The 24,919-nt window shown below is 43.3% G+C and carries 13 protein-coding genes; 7 read left to right on the forward strand and 6 right to left on the reverse strand.

The window, feature by feature from the left end; all coding sequences use genetic code 11:
- Positions 1 to 192: 192 nt before the first annotated feature.
- Positions 193 to 1,194 (reverse strand): PstS family phosphate ABC transporter substrate-binding protein, encoded by a 1,002-nt coding sequence (locus AKL11_RS06080; protein ID WP_067515994.1) that lies wholly within the window; start codon positions 1,192 to 1,194, stop codon positions 193 to 195.
- A gap of 197 nt (positions 1,195 to 1,391) precedes the next feature.
- Between AKL11_RS06080 and AKL11_RS06085 the strand changes: the two genes are divergently transcribed.
- Both AKL11_RS06085 and AKL11_RS06090 read left to right on the forward strand, forming a co-directional pair.
- Positions 1,392 to 1,925, forward strand: a complete 534-nt coding sequence (locus AKL11_RS06085; protein ID WP_067515711.1) for a TRAP transporter small permease subunit — start codon at positions 1,392 to 1,394, stop codon at positions 1,923 to 1,925.
- Entirely contained in the window at positions 1,922 to 3,298 is a 1,377-nt protein-coding gene (locus AKL11_RS06090; protein ID WP_067515712.1) for a TRAP transporter large permease, read from the forward strand. Before AKL11_RS06085 ends, AKL11_RS06090 begins: the two co-directional genes overlap by 4 nt.
- A gap of 18 nt (positions 3,299 to 3,316) precedes the next feature.
- On the opposite strand, the gene AKL11_RS06095 is transcribed toward AKL11_RS06090, so the two are convergent.
- The 3 genes from AKL11_RS06095 to AKL11_RS06105 form a co-directional block, all read right to left on the reverse strand.
- Entirely contained in the window at positions 3,317 to 3,496 is a 180-nt protein-coding gene (locus AKL11_RS06095; RefSeq protein WP_067515713.1) for a hypothetical protein, read from the reverse strand.
- A gap of 22 nt (positions 3,497 to 3,518) precedes the next feature.
- Positions 3,519 to 6,458, reverse strand: coding sequence for a protein kinase domain-containing protein (locus tag AKL11_RS06100; protein ID WP_067515714.1), 2,940 nt, complete (start codon positions 6,456 to 6,458; stop codon positions 3,519 to 3,521).
- A 131-nt stretch (positions 6,459 to 6,589) separates the two neighbouring features.
- Complete coding sequence (locus AKL11_RS06105) at positions 6,590 to 7,576, reverse strand: LacI family DNA-binding transcriptional regulator (RefSeq protein ID WP_067515715.1); 987 nt, start codon at positions 7,574 to 7,576, stop codon at positions 6,590 to 6,592.
- A gap of 146 nt (positions 7,577 to 7,722) precedes the next feature.
- Between AKL11_RS06105 and nhaC the strand changes: the two genes are divergently transcribed.
- Together nhaC and AKL11_RS06115 are read left to right on the forward strand one after the other, a co-directional pair.
- Entirely contained in the window at positions 7,723 to 9,186 is a 1,464-nt protein-coding gene (nhaC, locus tag AKL11_RS06110; RefSeq protein ID WP_067515716.1) for a Na+/H+ antiporter NhaC, read from the forward strand.
- A gap of 68 nt (positions 9,187 to 9,254) precedes the next feature.
- Positions 9,255 to 10,424, forward strand: a complete 1,170-nt coding sequence (locus AKL11_RS06115; RefSeq protein ID WP_067515717.1) for a MalY/PatB family protein — start codon at positions 9,255 to 9,257, stop codon at positions 10,422 to 10,424.
- 42 nt (positions 10,425 to 10,466) lie between these two features.
- Here the strand turns inward: AKL11_RS06115 and AKL11_RS06120 are convergent, their stop codons facing one another.
- Positions 10,467 to 11,741, reverse strand: a complete 1,275-nt coding sequence (locus AKL11_RS06120; protein WP_067515718.1) for an O-acetylhomoserine aminocarboxypropyltransferase/cysteine synthase family protein — start codon at positions 11,739 to 11,741, stop codon at positions 10,467 to 10,469.
- 158 nt (positions 11,742 to 11,899) lie between these two features.
- Here AKL11_RS06120 and AKL11_RS06125 point away from each other — a divergent pair, with 158 nt between their 5' ends.
- From AKL11_RS06125 to radD, 3 genes are read left to right on the forward strand one after another with little or no spacing between them, the layout of a single operon-like run.
- The gene (locus AKL11_RS06125) at positions 11,900 to 12,163 is read left to right on the forward strand and encodes a hypothetical protein (protein WP_067515719.1); all 264 of its coding nucleotides are present in this window, start codon (positions 11,900 to 11,902) and stop codon (positions 12,161 to 12,163) included.
- A 41-nt stretch (positions 12,164 to 12,204) separates the two neighbouring features.
- On the forward strand, positions 12,205 to 12,573 hold the full coding sequence (locus AKL11_RS06130; protein ID WP_067515720.1) for a glutaredoxin family protein: 369 nt from the start codon (positions 12,205 to 12,207) through the stop codon (positions 12,571 to 12,573).
- A 25-nt stretch (positions 12,574 to 12,598) separates the two neighbouring features.
- Positions 12,599 to 14,380 (forward strand): DNA repair helicase RadD, encoded by a 1,782-nt coding sequence (gene radD / locus AKL11_RS06135; RefSeq protein ID WP_067515721.1) that lies wholly within the window; start codon positions 12,599 to 12,601, stop codon positions 14,378 to 14,380.
- 90 nt (positions 14,381 to 14,470) lie between these two features.
- Here radD and AKL11_RS06140 read toward each other — a convergent pair whose 3' ends face one another.
- On the reverse strand, positions 14,471 to 24,856 hold the full coding sequence (locus AKL11_RS06140) for a two-partner secretion domain-containing protein (protein ID WP_067515722.1): 10,386 nt from the start codon (positions 24,854 to 24,856) through the stop codon (positions 14,471 to 14,473).
- Positions 24,857 to 24,919: the final 63 nt, after the last annotated feature.

Raw genomic sequence — 24,919 nt, forward strand, 5'->3', positions numbered from 1 at the left:
GTTATTTGTCGTATTTATTTGGATATTTGGGCATAAGAGACTGACGACATAAACAGTGCTTCCAGACTGGATTCTGTGATTTTTGACTTTATTGCTGCCCATCTCCGGTTTTTACTTTCAAGTCCGACAGCCTCCTAGACGAAAAAAAAGGGCTAATCCTTTAGCCCTTTTTACTTTCCGGATCAGCTACGCTTACTTGCTGGCAATATTGGTTCCATCTAAACCCAATTGAGCCAGATACTTATCAACTACCTTCCCTGGTAGTGGAATGTAGCCATCCTTCACAACCACTTCCTGACCTTGCTTGGACAACACCAGCTTCACAAACTCGCTCTGCAGTGGAGACAGCGCTTTGTTAGGCTGCTTGTTCACATACACATACAGGAAGCGAGATAATGGGTAGCTGCCGTCTACTGCATTCAGAGGTGTTGCATCTACAAAGCTTTGGCCGTCTTTCTTAGCCAGAGCCACTGTTCTTACGCTGGAAGTCTTGTAACCGATACCGGAATAGCCGATGCCATTCAAAGATGCAGATACAGACTGTACGACAGAAGCAGAACCAGGCTGCTCATTCACACTGTTTTTAAAGTCGCCTTTGCACAGTGCTTTCTTCTTAAAGTACCCATAAGTTCCGGATACAGAGTTACGACCGTAGAGCTGAACAGAACGGTTCTTCCAGCCGCCTTCAAGACCGACGTCGCCCCAGGTATTCACTGCCGCATCAGAACCACACTTGCGTGTTGATGAGAAGATCGCATCTACCTGCGCCATGGTCAGGCCTTTGATGGGGTTATCTTTGTTGACAAAAACAGCCAGCGCATCAATCGCCACAGGAATGGCAGTTGGCTTGTAGCCGTGCTTCTTCTCGAAAGCAGCCAGCTCTTTATCTTTCATCTTCCGGCTCATTGGGCCAAAGTTGGACGTGCTTTCAGTCAGTGCAGGTGGAGCAGTTGAAGAACCGGCAGCCTGAATCTGAACATTGACGTTTGGATAGATACGCTTGAAGTCTTCAGCCCAAAGCGTCATCAGGTTTGCCAGAGTGTCGGAACCAACACTGGATAGGTTACCGGATACACCGCTGGATTTCTGATACTTTGGCAAAGAAGGGTCCAGCTGACTGGCCATGACAGAACCACTGGTAAAAGCCAATGCGGCAGTTGTTGACAAAGCTGTCACAAGTTTTTTTATTTTCATCATTTACTCTCCAGAATAAACACGCCTGATTTGATTCATGATAGGGGGTCAGAAGGCGTGAGCCTCCTTGCCTGACTTCTGGTAACATAATTTAGCGGCGGATTATGACAGTTCTATGAACGCCAGAAAATTTCTGCCAGAAAGCCTGTAAAAATGATAATAATGAGCAACCACCAACGGTTGCCGGGGAAGATTGTATGCATCCCGTCTGGAGCACAACGGCTTCTGTCGTTTCCACCATCGATACCATCACTGAACGAATAGGAAGAGTCATCAGCTGGCTGACCTTGTTTCTGGTGCTCGTTGTCTGCTGCGTTGTTGTTCTTCGATACCTGCTTAATATTGGCTCCATTGCCATGCAGGAATCCGCCATGTACCTGCACTCTGTTGTCTTCCTTGGTGCCAGTGCTTATACGCTCAAGCATGATGGGCATGTGCGTGTTGATGTCTTCTACCGGAATATGAGCAAGAAATCTCAGGCGCTGGTCAATAGCCTGGGCACTGTTTTCCTATTGATGCCTGTTTGCCTGTTTATTGGTTTTATGAGTTGGGATTACATCGGGCGTTCCTGGCAAATATTGGAAACTTCCCAAGACCCCGGCGGATTGCCGTTTATCTATTTGCTGAAAAGTCTGATTCTGGTGATGGTGGTGACACTTCTGCTTCAAGGCTTATCTGAGCTGCTGCGCTCCTTGATGATTATTGCTGATCGTCAGGAGGTGCAATCATGATGGATGCCATTCCTTTTCTGATGTTCTTCACCGTCTGCATTGTTTTGCTGGCGGGTTATCCGGTGGCCTTTTCTCTTGCAGGTACCGCGCTGTTGTTTGCTGGAGGAGGCGCTTTGGCTGGCGTGTTTGATCTCTCCATCATGAATGCATTACCCAGTCGTTTATTTGGTGTCATTACCAATCAGACATTAATTGCCGTGCCACTCTTTGTTTTTATGGGCGTCATGCTGGAAAAATCCAAAGTGGCAGAAAGCCTTCTGGAAAGTATGGCTCGGTTATTTGGCAAAACCCGGGGCGGGCTTGGATTATCAGTCACTGTCGTAGGCATGTTACTGGCTGCCAGTACCGGCATTGTTGGCGCCACCGTGGTCACCATGGGCTTATTATCATTGCCAACCATGTTACGCCGGGGTTATTCACCAGCACTGGCAACCGGCACTATTTGCGCCACCGGAAGCCTTGGGCAGATCATTCCACCTTCTATCGCGTTGGTGCTGCTCGGTGATGTGCTCTCCAGCGCGTACCAACAAGCGCAAATCAAAATGGGTATTTACTCACCAGACACAGTTTCTGTGGGAGATTTGTTTGTTGGAGCCATCATCCCCGGCCTGATACTTGTCTTTTGCTACATGGTGTACTTGATCGTTGTCGCTCGGGTAAAGCCGGAATCAGCACCGGCATTGACGGATGAAGACCTTCAGGCGATGAAAGGCGACAGTTCACTTTTGTTGAGCTTGCTGCCGCCACTGTTATTAATAGTGGCTGTCTTGGGCTCTATTCTCGCTGGTGCAGCCACTCCCACTGAAGCGGCTAGTGTTGGCGCAGTTGGCGCTCTTATTCTTGCTCTGCTGCGCAGGCAGCTAACGATAAAAACCCTTGGGGAAGTTGTTCGTTCAACGACACAAGTCACCTGTATGGTATTTCTGATCTTGATTGGTGCATCCATATTCTCGCTGGTGTTCAGAGGGTTTAACGGGGAAGAACTAATACATGGTTATTTCGAGGCCATGCCGGGTGGTGTATTCACCGCTGTGTTTATTGTCATGCTGGTGATGTTCCTGCTTGGCTTTATTCTGGACTTTATCGAAATCACCTTTGTTGTCGTTCCTATGGTGGCTCCGGTTCTACTGGCGATGGGGCTGGATCCAGTATGGTTAGGTATTATGATTGCGGTGAATTTGCAGACATCATTTCTGACACCGCCCTTTGGCTTTGCACTGTTTTATTTACGGGGAGTCGCGCCACCAGAAGTGGCGACAGCGGATATCTATAAAGGGGTGATTCCATTTATTATCATTCAACTGGTGGTGCTTATTGCTCTTGCTGTATGGCCTGAGCTAGCCACCTGGCTGCCTGATAAAATCTATGGATGATTTGATAGGGGGGAATAATTACTCCCCTTTTTCTTTCTTGAGATTTGCCACTTTGTAGAACACTTCATTAATCAAGTCTTCAGTAGTATCAGATAGCTTTGGCTCAAAATATTCGTTTGCCAACTGATCAATTGCAAAATTAATATCGATAGAAAGCTCTGGGTATTCCTCTAAAAACAATCCGAGATTATCTAGCATATCTTCCCGTTACTTGATTAGTTTAATCATCTGAATCATTTGACTTTTTACTAATATCAGGGGCCTCCCAATCAGAGAATAGGACAGACTCAACACCTTCCTTACGTGAAGCAGACATTAAGTCATCTTGAATCCTATTCCCGCCCACTATGATCTCAAGTATCTTTTCTGCGTCACGCAGTGTGGATTCTTGAAAATCATCACTCGTTTTTTCATCTAATACTTTGTTATAAACTTTTGATACCTCCTGAAAAGCATCAAAATCGAGATCAAGATAATTGAGCTGCAAATCACTGAGATCATTAAGAATCTTACCGACATCATACTCAATACCGTTAATGCTTATAATTAGAATTTCTTTTTCATCTTCTAATCCCAATTCTTTTTCAACATTAATACTTAGAGGTTCAGGATTAATTCCTGCAGAATTTGAATTCATATCATTACTGTTAATCGACGTACTATTTTTCTCAATAGTGATGTCTTCAAACTGCACGTCTTCATCATTTCTAACACTTACAAGATCATTCTCTGTCAAAGCATCCTCTTTCACTAAAACAGGATCGCTATCACTGCCATCAACAAAATCTTTCTTCACATCATCACTTATGCCTTCTTCGGCAAGAGTAGTTACAGGATCATCACTATACCGACTGCTTTCAATTAGCTTTTCAATAAATTTAACAGCCTCATCAATTTTCGGTCTTTCAGTCTGATCAAGACTGGTTAAGTCGGTAGTCAATTGTATCAGACCACTAAGTTCTTCTACCTCAGCCACTGAATAAGAATCATTTTTATCAGGATCAAAACCCCAATCAAAATTCAACGCTGCAGATAATGATAGAGCCTTCAATCTTTCCTCACGTGAAAGGCCTGAGAACTTAGCGCACCAGTTTAAATTATCCTGCTTAATCTCTTTACCTTTCAAATCTGCAAACACCTCACCGGGAGTACCCCAACACATCAGCATTGAAATAAATGCTCCAAGACTCCAGACATCAGCCGATTTTGAAATTTCCTGATTTACCAACTCAGGAGCAACATACCCAGGTGAGCCAGGCGTATTTTCTGGCCTTCTATGCAATTGTTTCTTTAAGCTTTCTATGTCCTTTTCGCGACAAGTTGTGCCAAAGTCAATAATTTTAAGTGCTCCAGATTTCTCATCATAAACAACATTCTCAAGTTTCAAATCCAGATATAACAGGCCCGCTTTGTGCATAGCTGAAATAGCCTGACTGACCTGAAAAGACATCTTCTTGATGGTATCCACATCTAAATATTTTTGCTCATCCACTAAATCATTCATATGATCGAATAGCTCTTTGCCAGATACATACTCTGACAGGACAGCGACGACCTCATGACCTGTAGATAATTTATCGATATCCGACGGTGAGGCAACAACACTAATTTCTCCCGTCTTACTATTTTTCACCAACCCCATATAAGTTTTAGCAATATTTTCATGATTAACTAAAAGCGCGTTCAGCTCTGCTTTGGCCAAATTTTGTGATGTACGACCAGGCTCCTTTAAGGCATAAACTTTATCTGTAGTTTCAGATTTAAGCTGAAAGACATTTCCAAATTCCCCAATACCTATGCTCTTACCCTTAATAAATGCATTCTTAGTTATGAATTCATTAACAGTTACGTAGGTCTCTTGAAGGTCAATTTTTGAAAAAGCTTCTTCTGTAAAAAAAGCGTCTTGACTTGTATCAATATTTTCTTGGACTTCTGAAACTGCATCTTCCCCTAGGAATTTGATTTCATACTCATCAGACTGATCTGAAATCGGCGGCGTTGACTGGTAACCCGAGTCAATTGACGATTGGTCATTAAAAGCTATTCCCTCAGATTCTATATTAGTATTTTGCTGAGGTTCCCGGTTAGAGTTATCTACCTCATTGTTTTGAATTTTACTCAATTCTAAAAATGCATCCATTGTCGTCAACCTCTGGCCAGGATCTTTTTTTGACAAACCAATTAATAAATTAATTAATCTATCGGCACATTTAAGCCCCCTGCTTTCAAAAACATCAGTTAAAACTTTTCGTTTTTTTTCATCATTCCAACTAGCAAACTTGGAATTATTTATATCATCCCTGCCATTAGCTAATTCTTCATCATAAATGTCATTCAGTGTCTTTTCACATATAAGATCCGTCAGAGTTGATGCAAGTGCCCAAGAGTCATCTTTTATACTTGGCTTATATTTCCGGTCATTCACTTCTGGAGGCCGGAATCCTTCTGTACCTGCTACGCCAAGATCTTTGGTATTTGATGCTGAAACTAGAGTTGTGGCTGTTGAAAAATCAATAAACCTCAAACTTTTTTTCTTTTCATCATACATTAAGTTATCAAGTTTTAAGTCTCGATAAATTACCCCCTGCTCATTAATCTCTGATATTCCTTTACTAATACTAACGAATATATCAAGAAACTCTTCTTCTGAAATAGGAGGGCCAAAATTTTCCCTTTTCGCTTGATATTTGCTTAAAACCTCACCATGAATATACTCCATGCCCACGGCAGTCAAATCAAAGTGTTCAGACTTGATATCAAACTCTTCTAACGAATACACAAACTCAAGGTGCTTATCTTTTTTATGACTCACCACCCCAAAAAATGCTTTTGCTACGGAAGAGTTTTCATCTTGCAGCAAAAAAGCACTCAATTCATTTTTATCAAGTGTCTGGCAGCTTTTGGCCTGTTTAAGAACAAATGCGTTTTGATTTCCTTCTACTGTAACTGGATATACCTTAGCGAACGCTCCACTTCCAATTGGACGTCTGGACTTAGTAAATCCATTACTTTTTAAAAGTTTGTCTATATTTATTTCGCCATCCGTAGCTCTAAGTGAAACCTTGCGGTTTTTAAAACTTGACGCGAAATCATGGCCAGATTCTGGAGATGCATTCCTTGATACAACTAAAGGGTCAACTGATGTTGGATTGATTTTCATACCGATCCTTCCATGGATTTGGTAATTCCTAGGGCTTAAATCTATAAGTTCATCCTTATGAAGGATAAGTATAAAGAATAGAATTCTTTACTATACTTTGATCTATAAAACACATAGATAAAAGTATAGCCTTAAATCGTAGCAACCGATTCCCTACGAACCAGCAGTGGCTCAAACCTCCGGCAAACCCCGCTATCAGGCCCCTCTATACACAACCGGGCAGCATTCATCGCCATACTCTCAATAGGACTGCGAATCGTGGTGAGTCTGGGAGTGAAGTAGCATTGGGGGAGGACATCATCAAACCCCACCACAGAAAGCCGTTCAGGGACAGAGATATCATGCTCTGAGAACACCTGAATAGCGGCAGCAGCAAAAAAATCGTTGTAAGAGACCAAGCCCGTGATTGGCAACCCTTTATTGAGCAAGTTGGTTGCCGCCAAAGCGCCTCCCAGCTCCCCGAAAGGAACCTCTTCTACCCAGTCCGGATTAACAGGTATACCTGCTTCTTCCAACGCCAGCTGATAACCCGAATATCGCTCAGCCTTATCATCAATATCCATCTCGCAACTGATGTAGCCAATCTTTTTATGCCCCTGATCCAAAAGGTGTTTTGTTGCAAGATAAGTCCCTTTTCGGTTCTCAAGCCAGACGCATTGTTCTTCTATTTCATGTACTCGCCGGTTCACCACCACCAGCCCGGGTAGCTTGCTGGCAAAATGCGTCAATCTTTCGTCGCTCATGGCCTTGCTGTGCATGACAATATTCCGGCAGCCCTTGCTCAAAAGATAACTTAGGGCTTCCTCTTCCAAATCTGGATCATACTGGCCGCTGGCGACTATCAGTTTGCGGTTGTATTTACGTGCGACTTTCTCGACGCCTTGCGTCAGTAATCCATAAAAAGGCGAGTTGAAATTACTCAGAATCAAGCCAATCGTATCACCACCTTGATTGATGGCAAGACGGCGATTGTCTCGGGTTTGATAGCCCACCTGCGTCATCGCATGTTCCACTCGCTCAACCGTTTCCGGTAAAACATTAGAAGAACGATTGATCACTCGGGATACCGTTGCCGTAGAAACACCTGCGGCTTGCGCAACATTATTAATGGTGGACATGAGCTTCTCTAAAACCTGAAACGACCATGTAAATTACATCAAAAACAATCACATTCTTTCATTGATTTACATCATTAAAACCGAAAAGGTTTGGGAATATCATGAGTTCATCTGTGAATACCTGATCACCTTGTGGTGTAAATTACATGAATACTTCCGACGTCAGCCAGACTTCAACACCTGAAACATCCTCCGCAGGGCTAGCCCTTGTTCCTATCATCTCCATGCTGCTGTTGCTGATGGTAGGCTACGGTGTGTATGGCCTGCCCATTGAAGCACTGCTATTAACCTCAGCCATCATAGCGGCGGGCGTAGCGTGGAAACAGGGCTACAGTTGGGATGAAATTCAGGAAGCCATCGTCGAAAGATTGGCAAAGACATTGCCAGCAGTCTTCATTCTAGTGCTGGTTGGCGGTCTGATCGGCAGCTGGATGATCGGCGGCACCATCCCAATGCTGGTTTACTACGGACTGAAAGTTATCAGCCCTGAATATCTATTGCTAACTTCATTCCTGGTCACCTGTCTGGTATCTCTGTGTACTGGTACTTCCTGGGGTTCTGCCGGTACTGTTGGTGTAGCCCTCATGGGTGTTGCCGGCGGTATGGATGCCAATCTGGCAGCTGTTGCCGGAGCCGTTGTTTCCGGTGCCTACTTTGGCGATAAGATCTCTCCGCTGTCTGACAGTACTAACTTCGCCCCTGTGGTGGCTGGTACCGATCTGTATTCACACATTCAACATATGCTCTGGACGACACTGCCAGCCTTTCTGGTTGCGGCCACTGTCTTCTTTTTTGCGGGCACCAGTGGCGTTTCTAATGAGACACCTGAAAAGGTGATCCACATCCTGGCCAATCTGGATCAGCTATTCACTCTGAACATCTTTCTGCTGCTGCCACCGATGATCATTCTGTTTGGTGCGATTCGTAAGCTGCCAACTATTCCTCTGATGCTGGCTGCTATTGCCGTGGGTATTTTCAATGCGGTTGTTGTGCAAGGCTTCAGCCTGATCACCGCCTTGAATTCTATGCTGGGAGGCTTCAATAGCAGCATGTTTGTCGATGCCGGCCTTGGTCAGGTGGACGTTATCAAAGATGTTATGACACTGGTGAATCGTGGCGGTATGTCCTCCATGTTGAGCATGGTACTGCTGGTATTCTGTGCCTTCTCCTTTGCGGGTACTCTGGCACTGACCGGTGGCTTGAAAGTGATGGTTAATGTGCTGGCTAAAGGCATTAAAGGCACCGCCAGCCTGATTGGTGCCACTATCGTCACTACGTTCACTGTCGTCTGCACCACGTCTGATGGCAAGCTGGCGCTGCTGATTCCTTCTGAGCTGCTGCGCGATACTTACAAGCGCATGGGGCTGGCGGCCACCAACCTGTCTCGCACCATTGAAGATGCCGGTACGGTTATCGAGCCTCTTGTGCCATGGACCAATGCTGGTGTATTTATGGCGGCAACTCTGGGTGTTTCCACGCTTGATTACCTGCCATGGGCCATTCAAAACTACGCCGGCGTGATCTTTGCCATGATTCTTGCCTCTGCCAATATCGGCATCGCCAAGCTGAAAGACGACAACGCACCACAGGCAACGCCTGCTACGGCTTAATCAATTCCGCTGAACATGAAGTATAAGAAAAGCCCTTTTTTTAAAGGGTTTTTCTATTGAGGTTTATTATGCACCCCGAACTGGATGCTGTTATCAACCGCTACGGCACGGACTGCCTGAAGTGGGATTATATGGAGAAGTGGCTTGGCGTTCCTGAAGGTGAAGCGCTACCCAGCTGGGTTTCGGACTGGGACTTTAAAGCGCCGGATTTTATTCTCAAACCGCTGCAAGAGCGTCTGGATCACGGCATTTTTGGTTACTCCGAGCGCAGTGAAGAGTACTTCAATTCGTTGATTGATTGGTGGCGTGAACGCCATCAAGTCACCTTGCAAAAGGACTGGTTTCACACGACACCGGGCAGCCTTCCGGCTATCGCCATGCTGATCGAGAGCTGGAGCCAGCAACATGATCAGGTACTGGTCATGAGTCCCGTTTACCACGCTTTTTTCCGCACCATCACCAATACACAACGCACCCTCGTTACTTCTTCGCTGGTTAACGACAATGGTTACTACACCATTGACTTTGATGATCTCGAAGAGAAATTCAAAGCCGGTGTTAAGGTGATGATTTTCTGCAACCCACACAATCCGGTGGGTCGGGTTTGGACGGAGCAGGAAGTCACCCGAGTGTGTCAACTTTGCAATCAGTATGACGTTTACCTGATCTCCGATGAAATCTGGGCAGATATCGACTTCTCCGAACATCGTTTTTTCAGCTGCCTGCGGGTGGATAATGCGCTACAGCAGAAAATGGCGGTTTGTATTGCAGGCACAAAAACCTTTGGACTGCCTTCCCTTCGCCTGACGAACACCATGATCCCTAATAATCAGGTCGCCACGCCTTTCAAAAATAAGCTACAAGCTTATGGTATTGATGTTTACAGCGCGTTTAGCTTGGTCGCTAACCAAGCCGCATATCGTGATGGTGCGGATTGGGTTGATCAAACGGTCGGGTACTTGAACGAGAACAGTCGTATTCTGGATGAGTTTATTAAGGCAGAGCTGCCACACATCATCTATCGTCGCCAAGAGTCTACTTATCTTGCCTGGTTGGATTGTCGGAGCCTTGGACTGAGCGATGACGTGTTAGAAAAAAAGGTTCATGACGCCGGTGTTATCCCCAGCATGGGATATGCTTTTGGTGAAGATGGCAAAGGATTTATCCGCCTGAACCTGGGGTGTCCAAAAAGTGTTCTGGAAGAAAAGCTGGTTCGTTTAAAAACAGCCCTCGCCTGACAACAAAGAGATTGCCCGCTCTATACGGGCAATCTGCTTTTCTTACTTACTGGCTGCAAGCGCCTGTTCAATATCGGCAATAATATCGTCGATATGCTCAATACCAATGGATAGACGAACCATGTCTTCTGATACACCCGCCGATTCCAGTTCCTGAGGATTCAACTGTCGGTGAGTCGTTGATGCAGGGTGGCAGGCTAAAGACTTCGCATCGCCAATATTCACCAAGCGCAGAATCATCTGCAACGCATCGATAAAACGTCCACCAGCTTCTTTACCACCTTTAATGCCAAAGCTGATAATGCCGGATGCCTTACCACCGGTGATCTTTTCTGCCGTTTCACGGAATGGACTTTCATCCATGGCCGCATAATTAACCCAATTCACCTGTGGATGGTTTTTCAGGTAAGCCGCTACTTTTTCAGTGTTTTCGCAGTGTCTTTCCATTCTCAAAGACAGCGTTTCCAAGCCTTGCATAAGCTGGAAAGCACTTTGTGCTGCCAGAGCGCCACCGGTATTTCTTAAAGGGACAACCCGGGCACGACCAATAAATGCGGCGGCACCCAGTGCTTCGGTATACACGACACCGTGATAAGAAGGATCCGGTTCATTAAGAATAGGGAAGCGTTTCTTATTAGCCGTCCAATCAAATTTACCACTGTCGATAATTGCGCCACCCAGTGTTGTACCATGACCGCCAATGTATTTAGTCAGAGAGTGCACAACAATATCTGCGCCGTGCTCAATTGGACGACACAGTATTGGCGTTGCCACAGTGTTATCCACAATCAGTGGCACACCGTGCCTATGCGCAATGTCTGCCAGCTTCTGAATATCAACAATATTGCCCAGCGGGTTGCCGATAGATTCACAGAATAACGCCCGGGTATTCTCATCAATCAATGCTTCCAGAGCTGTGTAATCATCGTGGGAAGCAAAACGAACATCAATGCCCTGTCGTGGAAAGGTATGGGCAAACAAGTTATAGGTGCCGCCATACAATTGACTGGTTGAGACAATATTGCTGCCAGCATCGGCGATGGTTTGAATCGCGTAGGTTATGGCGATCATGCCGGAAGCCACGGTCAGTGCCGCAATGCCACCTTCTAACGCTGCCAGTCTGGATTCCAGCACCGCATTAGTGGGGTTCATGATACGGGAGTAAATGTTGCCCGGTACTTTCAGATCAAACAGATCAGCACCGTGCTGAGTATCATCAAATGTGTAAGAGACCGTTTGGTAAATTGGCGTTGTTGCAGCGTTGGTGGAAGAATCACCTTCATAACCTGCGTGCAGGGCGATGGTTTCCGGCTTCATTAATTAGCACCTTGGTATTATTCTTGTGGTGTTAATCATACACCTTGCCAACGACCTCGTGCAGTGTTTGCAGGCCGTAATATCAGGTCTTTTTCTCATAATTTCAGCACTATTCGATATATTCTAATGGCTGCTAACATTTTCCAGTGAATCACTCTATGAAACCTTCTACGCCCGATGCCATGGCAACATTGATTGCGGATATTCGCACTGCCATTCCTTTTGGCCTCTCTGAAGCGGAGCTGTGTTCAGGAAACTGCAAAGGTTGCTCTAAAAAGTTGCTGGAATTTCTGGATCAGGAGTTGCTCGATTGGAGCCATCGACTCGGTCATGGCGAAAAACCCAATCTCGGGGATATCGGTCGGTTGGAAAAAACTGCCCGAAAAATTTACGCAGCGCTCAAGAAGAGTCAGTTAGTCTGATACACTGAAGCTTCGATCCACATTCATTAAATGACCAAAACATGCTTTTAAAAATAATTCGTAACGTGTTGGGATACAGTATTGCAGCCATGGATGTGGTGACTCGGCCCCGAGGCCTCAAACGCACTCCACAGGCGCAGGCAGAAGTGGACGCTCAGACTGCCAATATGAGTTTGTACCAATTCACAGCCTGCCCGTTTTGCATCAAAGTGCGTCGTGGTATGCATAAACTGGGTCTGAATATTCAGACCCAGGATGCCATGAATGACCCAAAAGCCCGCCAGGAATTGCAGGAGAACGGTGGTAAAGTCAAAGTTCCTTGTCTCCGTATTCAAGAAGCCGGAAAGCCGGATGTGTGGATGTACGAATCCGGCGATATTCTGAATTTCCTGCAGCAGAAATTTGGCTAACCACTTTTTAGATTTCGACTTCTGAATGGCTTATCAGCTTCGCCCCTACCAAACCGATGCCGTACACAGTGTGATACGGCACTTTCGCCAATCCAACGATCCTGCATTATTGGTTTTACCCACCGGCGCCGGAAAGAGCTTGGTTATTTCAGAGCTGGCACGCATCGCTCGTGGGCGAGTACTGATTCTGGCTCATGTGAAAGAATTGGTGGAACAAAACCACAATAAGTATGAAAGCTATGGTCTGAAAGCGTCTATTTTCAGCGCCGGGCTTGGGCAAAAAGAAGCCATTGAACAGGTCGTTTTTGGCAGTGTGCAAAGCGTGGTTCGTAACCTGAGTCAATTCCACCATGAGCCCGAACAAAAAGCATTCACCTTACTGGTGATTGACGAATGCCATCGGGTTTCCATGGAGAAAAACTCCAGCTATCAGAAAGTGGTGGAACACTTTAAGCGGTTAAACCCTAACCTGAAAGTGCTTGGTTTAACTGCAACGCCTTATCGTCTTGGCATGGGCTGGCTCTATCAATATAAGAATGGATTGAACAATAAAGGCATTGTTAGAACCGAAGAGCCTCGTTTCTTTAAACACTGCCTTTTTGAACTGCCACTCTCTTATATGGTCAATAACGGCTATCTAACAAAACCCAATGTGGTGGATGCACCGATTGTTTTTTACGACTTCAGCCTTTTATACACAGACAGCTTTGGTCGTTATCCGGAACAAGAATTGAACCAGTTGCTAAAAGGCAACACCCGGGCAACCAGGCAAATCATTGACCAGGTGAAAAGCGAAGCCACTGATCGCAAAGGTGTGATGGTTTTTGCCTCCACCGTTGATCATGCCAGGGAAATTATTAGCTACCTTCCAGAGAATGAAAGTGCGCTGATTATTGGCGATACACCAGCAAAAGAGCGGGACCATTTGATCAATGATTTCAAAGATCAGCAACTGAAGTTTCTGGTTAACGTATCTGTCTTAACCACCGGCTTTGATGCGCCTCATGTGGATTTAATTGCGATCCTTCGTCCGACAGAATCAGTCAGCCTTTATCAGCAAATTGCTGGTCGTGGGCTGAGACTTGCTGAAGGAAAAGAAGAATGTTTGATCATTGATTATGCCGGTAACCGCTTCAGCCTGTTCAGCCCGGAAGTTGGTGAACCAAAGCCTGATTCAAAAGCAGTACCGGTCACCGTCCCTTGTCCTGCCTGCGGAAACGAGAACAGTTTCTGGGGAATTGTTGATGGCGATGGGGACCTGGTTGAACATTATGGACGACGCTGCCAGGGTTTTGAGGAGTTTGAAGGCGAAAAAGAACAATGCAGTTTTCGTTATCGCTTCAAAGAGTGTGACAAATGTGGTGCTGAAAATGACATTGCCGCCAGAAAGTGTCATGAGTGTCAGAACGGCCTTGTAGACCCCGATAAAAAACTGCGGGATGCCCTGAACTTAAAAAACTGCATGGTTATCCGTTGCTCCGGCATGGAGATGAATTGCAGTAAAGATAGTAAGGGAAATACACGCCTGAAAGTCACTTATCACGATGAAGATGGCGCTGAGGTGGGTGAGTATTTTCGGCTCGACACACCGGCTCAGCAAGGTGCCTTCTACCACTACTTTGGTAAACATGCCCTGATTAATCGGGGTGCGCCGTTTAAAGCATCAACTGTGGATAATGTTATCCACAACCGCAAAAAGTTCCGTAAACCGGATTTTGTGATTGCCCACAAGGAAAAGCACTACTGGAAAATCATTGATAAGATTTTTGATTATCAAGGGAGTTTCAGAAAAGCAGGCATGCTTTAGCACGAGTGAATCTATCGGGTATGATAACAACCAACCCATATAGTCAAAGTTATTATCATAATCCTATATGGGCAGAAACATACCAGCTACTTATGGTTCAGAAGGTAAGTCAGCATTAGAATCTTCACCTGTAGGCACTACAACATTAATCTTGCTGCCGTTACCATAAACGGCTCGGAAGCTAATATCTTCTAGCAACTGCTCTTCCGTATATCTGATAACTAATGAACATGTTGAATTGCTAGCCAGAATGCCTGAACAATTGTTAGAAACCAGCTCCGTACCTTCTGGCAGCTCATAATCATACCTGACATCGTTGACGGAATCAGGGGTTTGATTTGTCAACGTAATGACTACAACCTTATTATCTTTAAAGTCACCATTCACGTGTGTTCGCGAGTAATACTTTTGTTGTTCCTCTTTCTTTATATAACGATAATTTCCTTTAATCCCCAAGGTTCCAACGGCATCCAGGCTTATTGGATCAGCTGATTCATCCTCAGAATCATCCTTAATAAGATCAGGCTCTGTTGGATCTGTTGGATCTGTTGGATCTGTTGGATCTGTTGGATCTGTTGGATCTGTTGGACCTGTTGGACCTGTTGGACCTGTTGGACCTGTTGGATCTGTTGGATCTGTTGGATCTGTTGGATCTGTTGGATCTGTTGGACCTGTTGGACCTGTTGGACCTGTTGGATCTGTTGGATCTGTTGGATCTGTTGGATCTACCGGAGGCTGTACTGGTGGAATTACCGGTGGCACTACTGGATCTGTTGGATCTGTTGGATCTACCGGAGGCTGTACTGGTGGAATTACCGGTGGCACTACTGGCGGCTCTACAGGTGGATCTACCGGACCTGGCTCAGGTACTGGTGGCAATTCCTCATAGGGCACATCTAAGAAAGCAGTGTACTCAGGGTCTAAATAATCCACCACATTATCTCTAAGCTCGAGATGATCCCTGAAAATAAAAGGATACCGATATCTTTGTTTTGGTGGCGGAGTATAAGTATTAACATCCGGCCCAGTGGTCGTAATGGTTTGACTCGGATCTGCTTCATATTTACCAGGTGTGCCTGGAACTAACTCCAATGTGATCTTCGTCTTATCTGGCTCTGCCGGAGTTTGTACAACAATGTCTTTTGTAATTTCTGGTTTGTAATTTGGATTAGGTACATCAACGTCTTTGTAAGTAGCCGGCTTGTAAGGTGTCACAACATCCACTACATCTTTATACTCCGCTGGCTCAGCCTTCTGCACTACCTTCTCGACATCTTTATACTCCGCTGGCTCGGCCTTCTGAACAACTCTTTCTACATCTCTATAGACCGCATCCTTAGCATCTTCGACCTTAACACTCCGAATTTCTTTTTCTGTTTCTTTATGAGAACCCGTTTCTTTTAGTGTTAATTTTTTAAACTCATCAAATGAAATGAGATTTTTATCAGAATCCAGCTTCTTCTTAATATTGGCTAAATCTCTATCCGTCATTTTATCTTTAAGCAGACCATCAGATCTTAATGATTCAATAGCCTTAGCAAGCTTTTCACCCGTCTCTTTATCAACCGTTTTTTTACTCTTGTCAACTGGCGCCGAGTTTTGGTTGCTGGCTTGAGCGTTTTTCTTTGCTGCAGCAAGTACTTCACTATTCTGATTTTTTGCTCCCGTTGCAGACTTACCATCTATTTTTCTTGTTGATAGCTTTCCTTGTAACTTAGCGGTTGCTACTGTTGTTTTATTATTGTTTTTATCAGTGGAAGATACCGTCTTTAATTTAACATCTCCAACCTGGTTCTTAGCCAAGTTCTCCCGAAGCTCTTTCACGCTTTTACCAGCTGAACTGTTATTCAGCTTTTTGAGGGAATCTTTCCCGCCAGCAATTTTAAAGGTTCTGGCTGCCATATAAATATCATTATTGACATATAGTGCACGTTGCTCTTCTGGCAGGGTTTCAAGATATTTCTTCTTATCATCTTCAAATGCTTGATTTCCTTTCTTAGTTGCAGTCGATGATCTGTATAAAGCCTCAAGATTGTTAATTTCCTTAGCTTGGGCTTTATCCAAAACTTTATTGGACTTTAACGTTGTCACAACATCATTTAGCGCCCTTGTTTGTGCGGCTCTTAATGTAACATCACCATCATCTTTTCTGACAGCCGCGCTCTGTCCTGCTTTATTAGTCGTTGAATACGCTCCCCCACCAAGGGCTGGATCTTTTGATTCACTGCTTACATTGGGAGCCTCAAATGCGTAGTCTTTAACTTCAACTTCTTTCTCAAACTCTTGATCTTCATATTTTGCAGGTTTTGCATCTTCAACTAACTCTTTCACTGTTTCCTTTTTTTCAAGAACTTCAGCTTTCACTAATTCTTTCACTGTTTCCTTTTTCTCAGGCACTGCAGCTTTAACCAGTTCTTGCCTTGTTTTGGTGACTTCAGGCTGTTCAGGCTGGTCCTCGACTGTTTTCTTTATTGTTTTCGGGCCTGATTCAGCTTGCACCACTACGGTTTGAGTTGTAGATGTCGCAGGCTTGCCCGGAGTGGTTTGCTTAACTGCTTGTACTGTCGGCTTTTTCCCCGGTACAAATTTAACAGCATAAGGGTCTCGCTTAGAAGATGTTGCCCCTGCTGCAAGCCCCGCAGCGCCTTTCTTCTGTTTATCTCCTGTTTTTTCTACAGGGCCTGTGTAAAGACCAAAACTAGTAGACTCTTTAACATTTGTTCTACTCAAACCAACAACAGATTTTGCATTAATTTCCAATGAACCTGTGCCCGCTCCGGCAGATCTTGCAAGGCCATTTCCGCCACTGCCAACGTTAAATTCAGCCTCCTGATTGACGATAGTTTCTGCATTTAATTTCACCTTACCAGAAAAGCTAGTGGCGATGCCTTGCTGCAAATTATTTTCATCGCTATCCATTTTAAAACCAAGCTTGAAACCTGACGTAGTACCACCGGCAACTTCGAAGTTGGAAGACGTTGTCAGATCACTCGTTTGATCAACATCTTTAGCTTCCAGCATGTTGATATTGTTTTTTGCATCTAAGTTGATAAATCCTGCATCAGCTGCCTGGCTATTCGCACTTATAGCAGTGCCTTCAAGATTTATATTATTGCCAGAATTGATATTTATGTTACCACCAGCCGAATTCAGTATTGCTACATTATTTTTGACTGAGTTGCCGCTCGATCTATCCATATCATTGGATCCTCCCACAGAAGTATAATCTGCAGACCCTTGGATACTTGTTGTTGTATTTGTTGATAAAGATGAGCGGTTCGAAAAATCTTTGGCTGATTCAAAGGTAACGTCTCCCCCAGAGTCAATATTGATATCTTCACCCGCACCTATACCTGTACCAACAAACCTCGCAGAGCCCTCTGTGTTAATATTTATACTGCCGCCCGCCCCCATAAAACCTGCTGTAGCTGTAGAGCTGAAGGAGCTACTTTGAGATGTTGCAACAGAAGTTTCATTAGAAATTTCGACATCAACAATTGTGGAGCCAACACCAACACCTGCTGTTGTCGTTGTATCCACATCCAGAGAGTTAGAAGACTCTATCTGAATACTTCTAGCTTCCGCAAAGTTCAGTGAACCGGCATTTATATTAATATCACCGCCGCTATTCATCTCGGTGCCTAACAGGTTTGCATCGTCTGTTATATTAAAATTGATATCGCCTCCTGCTTGATACGATGCGGTCTTGGCGGTCATGGATAAACTACTTGAGCTTTCCTCATTACGCTTAACCTGCACCTTCCCGCCAACTGAAGCACCACCAGATGCACCTGCCATAGCCCCTGTTGTTCCTACAGTCGCTTCTGCACCACCGTAAGCTTCCAGTGAAACGCCAACCCGCACTTCAGTATTATCTTTGTTGAATGTACTGGACTCAGTGTCGTACAGTTCTAACTCTGTATAAGATTTGCCAGTGACATTGACATCTCCTCCGGCCTCAAGCTCTGTTCCCTGGACAACGATGGCATTTCCTGCTTTACGATTCACATTCCCACCTGCCTTAATCATTGAGGCAACACCAGTGGTTTTCTTGTAAGTAGATTGTTGATTTGTATTCTTAACTCTGCCACCCACACTAACACTTGTTCCAGCATCAGCACTAGCAGAAGCCCCACCACCAATGGCGCTAACCCCGCCTTCTGCCTGCGCACTACCACTGGCGTCCACGGATAAATATACGCCTACAGACTTTTTTGATGATGTGCTTGTTTCCGCATAGGTGTCTTCAGCTGCCATTTCATAGAGATCACCACCGGCATCCAGGCTCACATCATTTGATGCGATAATATTTGCAGCCTGTAATGTGATGTCATTATTCGAAGTAATATTAACGTTAGTAGCAGCTATCTGACTTCCTCTATGAGTGACTTTTGTTTTGGTGTCGGTTTGCTTCGTAACTGTTAGGAAATCTAATGTAACATCCGATTTTGCATCGGCACTTGCTGAAGCACCGCCAAATGCTGAACTAACATCTTGATTACCAGAAGCTTCTGCATTTGCATTTGCATCGTTTTTATTTTCTACCATCCAACCGAGCGTAGTAGTATCGCCCGTTGACATGGAAATATCTTCATTCCTACCGGCAAGAATATTAACTTCATCCGCTTCAATATTAATATCGCCACCGGCACCCAAGTTAGAACCAACGGTAGTAAGATCACCCTCTGCTTTTAAATTAAGGCTTCCTCCAAAATTCAGATTACTGGCTTTACTTCTAGCGGCATATTTGTACTGGTTTTCTTTCGTGTTCTGCATAGCCGCAAAACCGATTGAGCCGGTTTGAGAGGCACTTGCGCCTGCAGAAGCCTTCCCCTCGTTTCCAGTACCATTTAGATTTCCTCCACCCGTTGCCCCCGCATAGGTACTGGCTCCGCCCGTTGATGATGGACCCAAAAATTTACCAAAGGTGGTTGTTTCTGTCGTTGTATCTACTTCGTTATAATTAATGCCATCAAGAACGTAGATATTATTCGCCGCATCTAAATTCCCATCTCCACCGGCGGTAATATCTGAACCACGAATAACAATATCATTCCCGGCACTAACATTTAGATTTCCACCAAAATTCAAGTCAGAACCAACACTGGTACCTTTTTTGGTTTTGGTCGTGGTTTTTGACGTACCCCATATTCCTCCCCCTACACCAAAGCCGGAGTTCTCTGTGTAGGAATAGGATTCAACTTTATCAACGACATCAACGACGAGGAAATCATTAGCTGCATCGATATCAGCATTATTACCAACATTAACGTCGGTTCCTGCAAGAATGATGTCATTACCTGAGGACATGGATAAATCATTACCCACTTCAAGCCCTGATTTCACATTCTTGGTAACTGTCATGTTATTGTGGGCGGTACCCGTTTTTGTCACTAACTCTATGGTACTAAAGGTAATATCCCCGCCTGAGGTAAGGTCGGCATCATTTGTAGCCTTTATCTTTGCACCCACAACGGTTATATCATTTTTCGCATTTAGTGATACGTTGTTTCCTGATACAACAGCTTCGGCGCCTGTTAACTGTTTCAGTACTCCATCTTCTGTATAGGTTTCTATAACAATATCGCCACCAGTGCTTTCCAGAGATACATTTTCCGCTGTAATCACGCCACTTGTATTGATAATGTCATTTTTAGCAGTAATGCTCAGATTCTCATTGGCTTTTATTGTGCCACCTGTATTTTTAAGACTATCAAGATCCGCAACAATATTATTTGCGGAAATAGTAGCACCGGAATTAACCAGATTTTTTGTGTTGTTCGATAGGTATACCTTGGGTGCCAGAATTTTCTCACCATTAACTTCGATAGAAACTACCCATACAATATCTTCGGTTAAGTTCGCTAGCTGATCTGGCGTTGGCTCCTTACCATATTGGAATCCAAGTTGATCCGCTTCTTCAGCACCTTTCTCTATTAAATGACGGAACTGATCTCTCCGGCTGACACCCGCATAAAGTAGATTAGAACCGGTCAAATCAATAAGCTGCTGTTGGATCAGGAAGGATTCATAATTAGCATCTCCCAATCTTCTAAGCCTTGTTTCCGGGCTATATCCATATCTATCTTCAAAATATTTAGTCGAGATGCCCATAGACCCAGTTGTATACAGTGGGTTTGTTTCAACCAAGTAATCAGAAGAAAGATTCGAAGCAAATACAAAATATCCATTCGGGTTGGAGGGTAGTAGCGTGCTAAGGTTTGGAAGATTCAATTGGCTGATTTCGATACTATTAGTATAGTTAGGCTGATTAATGGAACCGGTGACAACCTTCGAAATTGAATTGGAATTTTTTGCACCTCCCTCAATAGCACTACCAACTGCTACCATATTCACTTGAGCACCATTTTGAGATCCTGACTCTGATGATGACGTTGAATATTGAGAGCCTTTATTATCCAACGTAAAGCCAGAGGCTACTAATGTACCAGCAAAGAGGCCTGATGGCGCATCGTAAACAATTCTTGTACTGTTTAGTGTTCTGTCTACGAAAGTCTCATTATATGTTTCCCAACTCTGACAAAGAGTATCAAAGACTGTACAGATCTGAGATCTGGAAACAGCATAACGATCTGTATAGGTTCGCTCCTCAAGATCACCAGAAAGATTACTAAATACAGCCCCAGAATTTCCAGTAATCGTCAGTATGTTCTCTGCTGAAATAATAGAAGAAAGATTATTTACCCGGTTAAAGTTACCTATATTGACATTCCTTGCAGTAATCGTCGGATAAAAATTCATTGGAGCCGGTGTTGGATACGACTCAGTCTCAACCACCTTATCAGAACGATACCAGGTAGTTCGATATCTGTTACCGCCCCTACCTGCATCATAACCAAGATTATCCCTGTGGCTGGAAGCCTCACTCCCTCCCGTTGTATTACTCGATGTATTGAAGGAGTTATAAACGACCGGGTTGATATTATCAATGTCTGCAGCACTAATTGAGAGATTATTGATCGCATTAATCACACTTCGGTTGATTAAGACATTACTAGTCAAAGAGATATTGCCATCTGAATGAATATCCCCGGCAGCTGCAGTAACACCATCAGAGTTATTTTCGATTAGCCCAGTGAAATTCAATGTTATATTAGCTGATGCGAAAATGAGCCCTTGGTTATATAAATCAGCACCACTTAAGCTCAGATTATTTAGCGCAGATATGGCAGAGGTATCAGTATTATTTATATTGTTTGCATTAAGAGTCAGATTATATTTTGAAAGTATTAAACCATCATTTTCAAGATTACTACTGACATCAATAACAACCTCTCCAGCCCCAGAGTTAGCTCCAATAATTCGAGAGGTGCTATTACTAAGGTTAAACCTAGATAGGGTTAAATTCATATCAGACTCTGAAGTAATCAATGCATCATTCTGCATATCTAAAGATGAGACATCGATATCAACTATATTTGCTGTCACATTTGAATCATCAAGAATATTTAATACACCACTATTACTACCACCATCACCAATTCGAACTTCACTATCAGATAGAATATCACCTGAATTATTCAATGTGTTAGCGAAAATAATATCGAGGTTATCATCGGATTGAATGATCCCTTCATTATCTAAAGAGTCAGTTATTGTTATTTCAGACTCACCATCAGAGTTAATTGTTCCAGAATTCTGAATACGATCATTTGATAACGTCAGGCTTCCCTGCGCTGTCAATTCGCCACTTGTATTAACTGTCAACATATTTGAATTCAAAATTATATTTTGACTCGACCGCAGTATATTCAGGGTTAACTGATCAGATAAATCAATATCTACATTACCGGTAGTCTCTATCCGGCCTGAGATAGTGGCATTATTACCTGATAGCGATAATGACGCAGAAAATATGTCGGATGCATTCTCAAGATCCCTAAAATCAATGGACATTAAACCTTGTGATTGAATTGTTCCCGAGTTAGTGACATCATTTGTAGCTGTTATTGCAGAATCTCCACCCGAATATATACTTCCTGAGTTCTGAACAGTGTTATTTGTTAGCGTTAGTTGACCCTGGGCTAATAATTCTCCATCTTCCGATACTGTAAGTTCATCTGAATTTATGGATATATCCTGATCTGAACGGACTTGATTTAGAGTTAAATCATCCATAAGATCAATATCGATATTTCCTGACGCTGCAATTTCTCCAGATATAGTTGCATTATTACCTGACAATGCCAGTTCTGACAAAGATGATATTTCTGAATTATTTTCAAGACCACTAAACTCAACATACATTGATCCTTCAGACTGAATGCTACCTGAGTTGCTGATCGTATTTACTGCAACTATTGTAGTATCACCTTCTGAAAATACTGCCCCTCTATTGTCAATATCATTATGGGAAAGTATTATTTGACCTTCTGCCGTTAATTCACCATCTTGAGATATTGTCAAATTATTAGATTCCAGATTAATATTCTGACTTGTTTTTAATATATTCAAAGTCAACTGATCTGTTAACTCAATATCGATATCACCGGTTGACTCTATCCTGCCATCAGAAATCAAATCATCACCTGTAAGATTCAAATTTGATATAGAGAAAATTTCTGAAGTGTTATTAAGACTATCAAAGTCAATATCCATAATGCCCATTGACTGAATAGTTCCTGAGTTAGTGATAGTATTAATCGTGGTTATTTCAGTTTGATCACCAGAGTATATTATTCCCGAATTATCAATATTGATCTGGGAAAGTGTAAGTTGCCCTTCTGCAGCTATCTCTCCATCTTCTATAACTGTCAAACTATTTGAATTTACTGCTATATTCTGAGCAGATTTTATGATGTTTAGGGTCAATGCATCTGTGAGATCGATATTTATAGATCCAGTCGCTTTAACCTCTCCATTTAGAACTGCATTCTCACCTGTTAATTCAATATCAGACAATGAGGCAATTTCTGCTTCGTTATTAAGATTATTAACCTCTAAAGTCATAACATCATTAGACTGGATATCATTTCTGTTATCAAAAGACTCTGCCGTTATATTAATCATGCCACCTTCGGCACTAATAATCCCTTCATTATCCAAAGCGTTACCAGCTTCAATACTGACATCACCACTGACGCTTTTTATAAAACTATCATCACCTTCTGTTCCTGATGATCTCGATAGATTCACATTACTGGATACACTTTGTACTGATATATCGCCATCAGCCTCAACATTGAAGTCGGTTAAATTTACGTCCCCAGAATTTGAAACAACGATTACGGAGTCAGCGACCACTTTTATATCATAAGAATCAATATCATTATTACTTTCTATATTGATTTCACCATCTGTCGCCTTCCATATAGAGCTCGACGTAGATATATCATCATTTGTCGTTATTCTGATCGAACCAGTTTCAGCGATTCGTTGAACCTCACTGGTGTTTTCATCAGTCAGGCTATTCGATTCAATTTCAATATCTGTTCCAGCATAAATAGTTGAATTATTTAATGTCAAATCACTGTTTTCAGCGTTGATTATGATTCTTTCTTCCGCTGAGATACCAGAATCAGAACTAGTAATAATGACCTGATCAGCATTTGCTCCTGCATCAATACGAACATCTTTAGCACTTCGTATTTTTGAGTTTAATTCAACTCTACCATCTGCTGTGATTACAAAATCATCTGCACTGGATGCCGCATTTCCAAGAATTTTTACACCAACACCATCTTCTGTGGCTTTAAATGTAATGGTACCTGCATGCATACCTCCAAATACGGTTGAATCTATTCCATATTCAGGTGCATCTGTATCTCCATCCTGCTCTATAATTTCATCGGTCTCATAATTCCATTCATTGGTTCCAGAGATCAGCTGAAGTTCGCCATTGGGTTCACGCTCTCCATCACCATCGCTATCATCTTTGTCCATAACAATATCGCCATCGACAACAATCCCTCTTGCGACAATATTGAATTTCTGCTGGTTGGTGAGATCTGCGCCATCTCTTCCAAAATGGATATTTCCACCATTAACTTCAAAACCATAGAGTTTCCCAGAGCCATCTATTATGGGGTTACCCGTGGTCAAGCTGACTTTATTGGTATTTATAAACCCACAACCATTACAAGTGATTCCATTAGGGTTAGCTATGATGACATCTGCATTTCTCCCTACAACCTCGGTATAGCCTCTTAACTCACTTTTATTCGTAGTGATTACTTCATTTAAAATGATATCTGCTTGTCTATTTGAATATTGATTTCCGATAATGGAACCGGCCAATTTTGAAGGGTGTATGATACCTGAAGCGGTTGTGTTATTTAACACAACGCCAGTTGGCGTGACATTATAATCAAGAAATTTATTATGTGATAAGCCATGAGAGTTCGCTGTAGATATCTCAACAACTGTTGTACCATTAATACTTTGGTAAACATTTGTTGTTGAATCTGCAGAAACAACATCATTACTATATACAAGCCCAGCTTGCTGAGAAATCATAAATGTACATAGCAGTATATACGAGATTCCCTTTCTAACCGCCAGGGACAACATGATATCTAC

This window comes from Endozoicomonas ascidiicola (assembly GCF_001646945.1).
GTDB lineage: Bacteria > Pseudomonadota > Gammaproteobacteria > Pseudomonadales > Endozoicomonadaceae > Endozoicomonas > Endozoicomonas ascidiicola.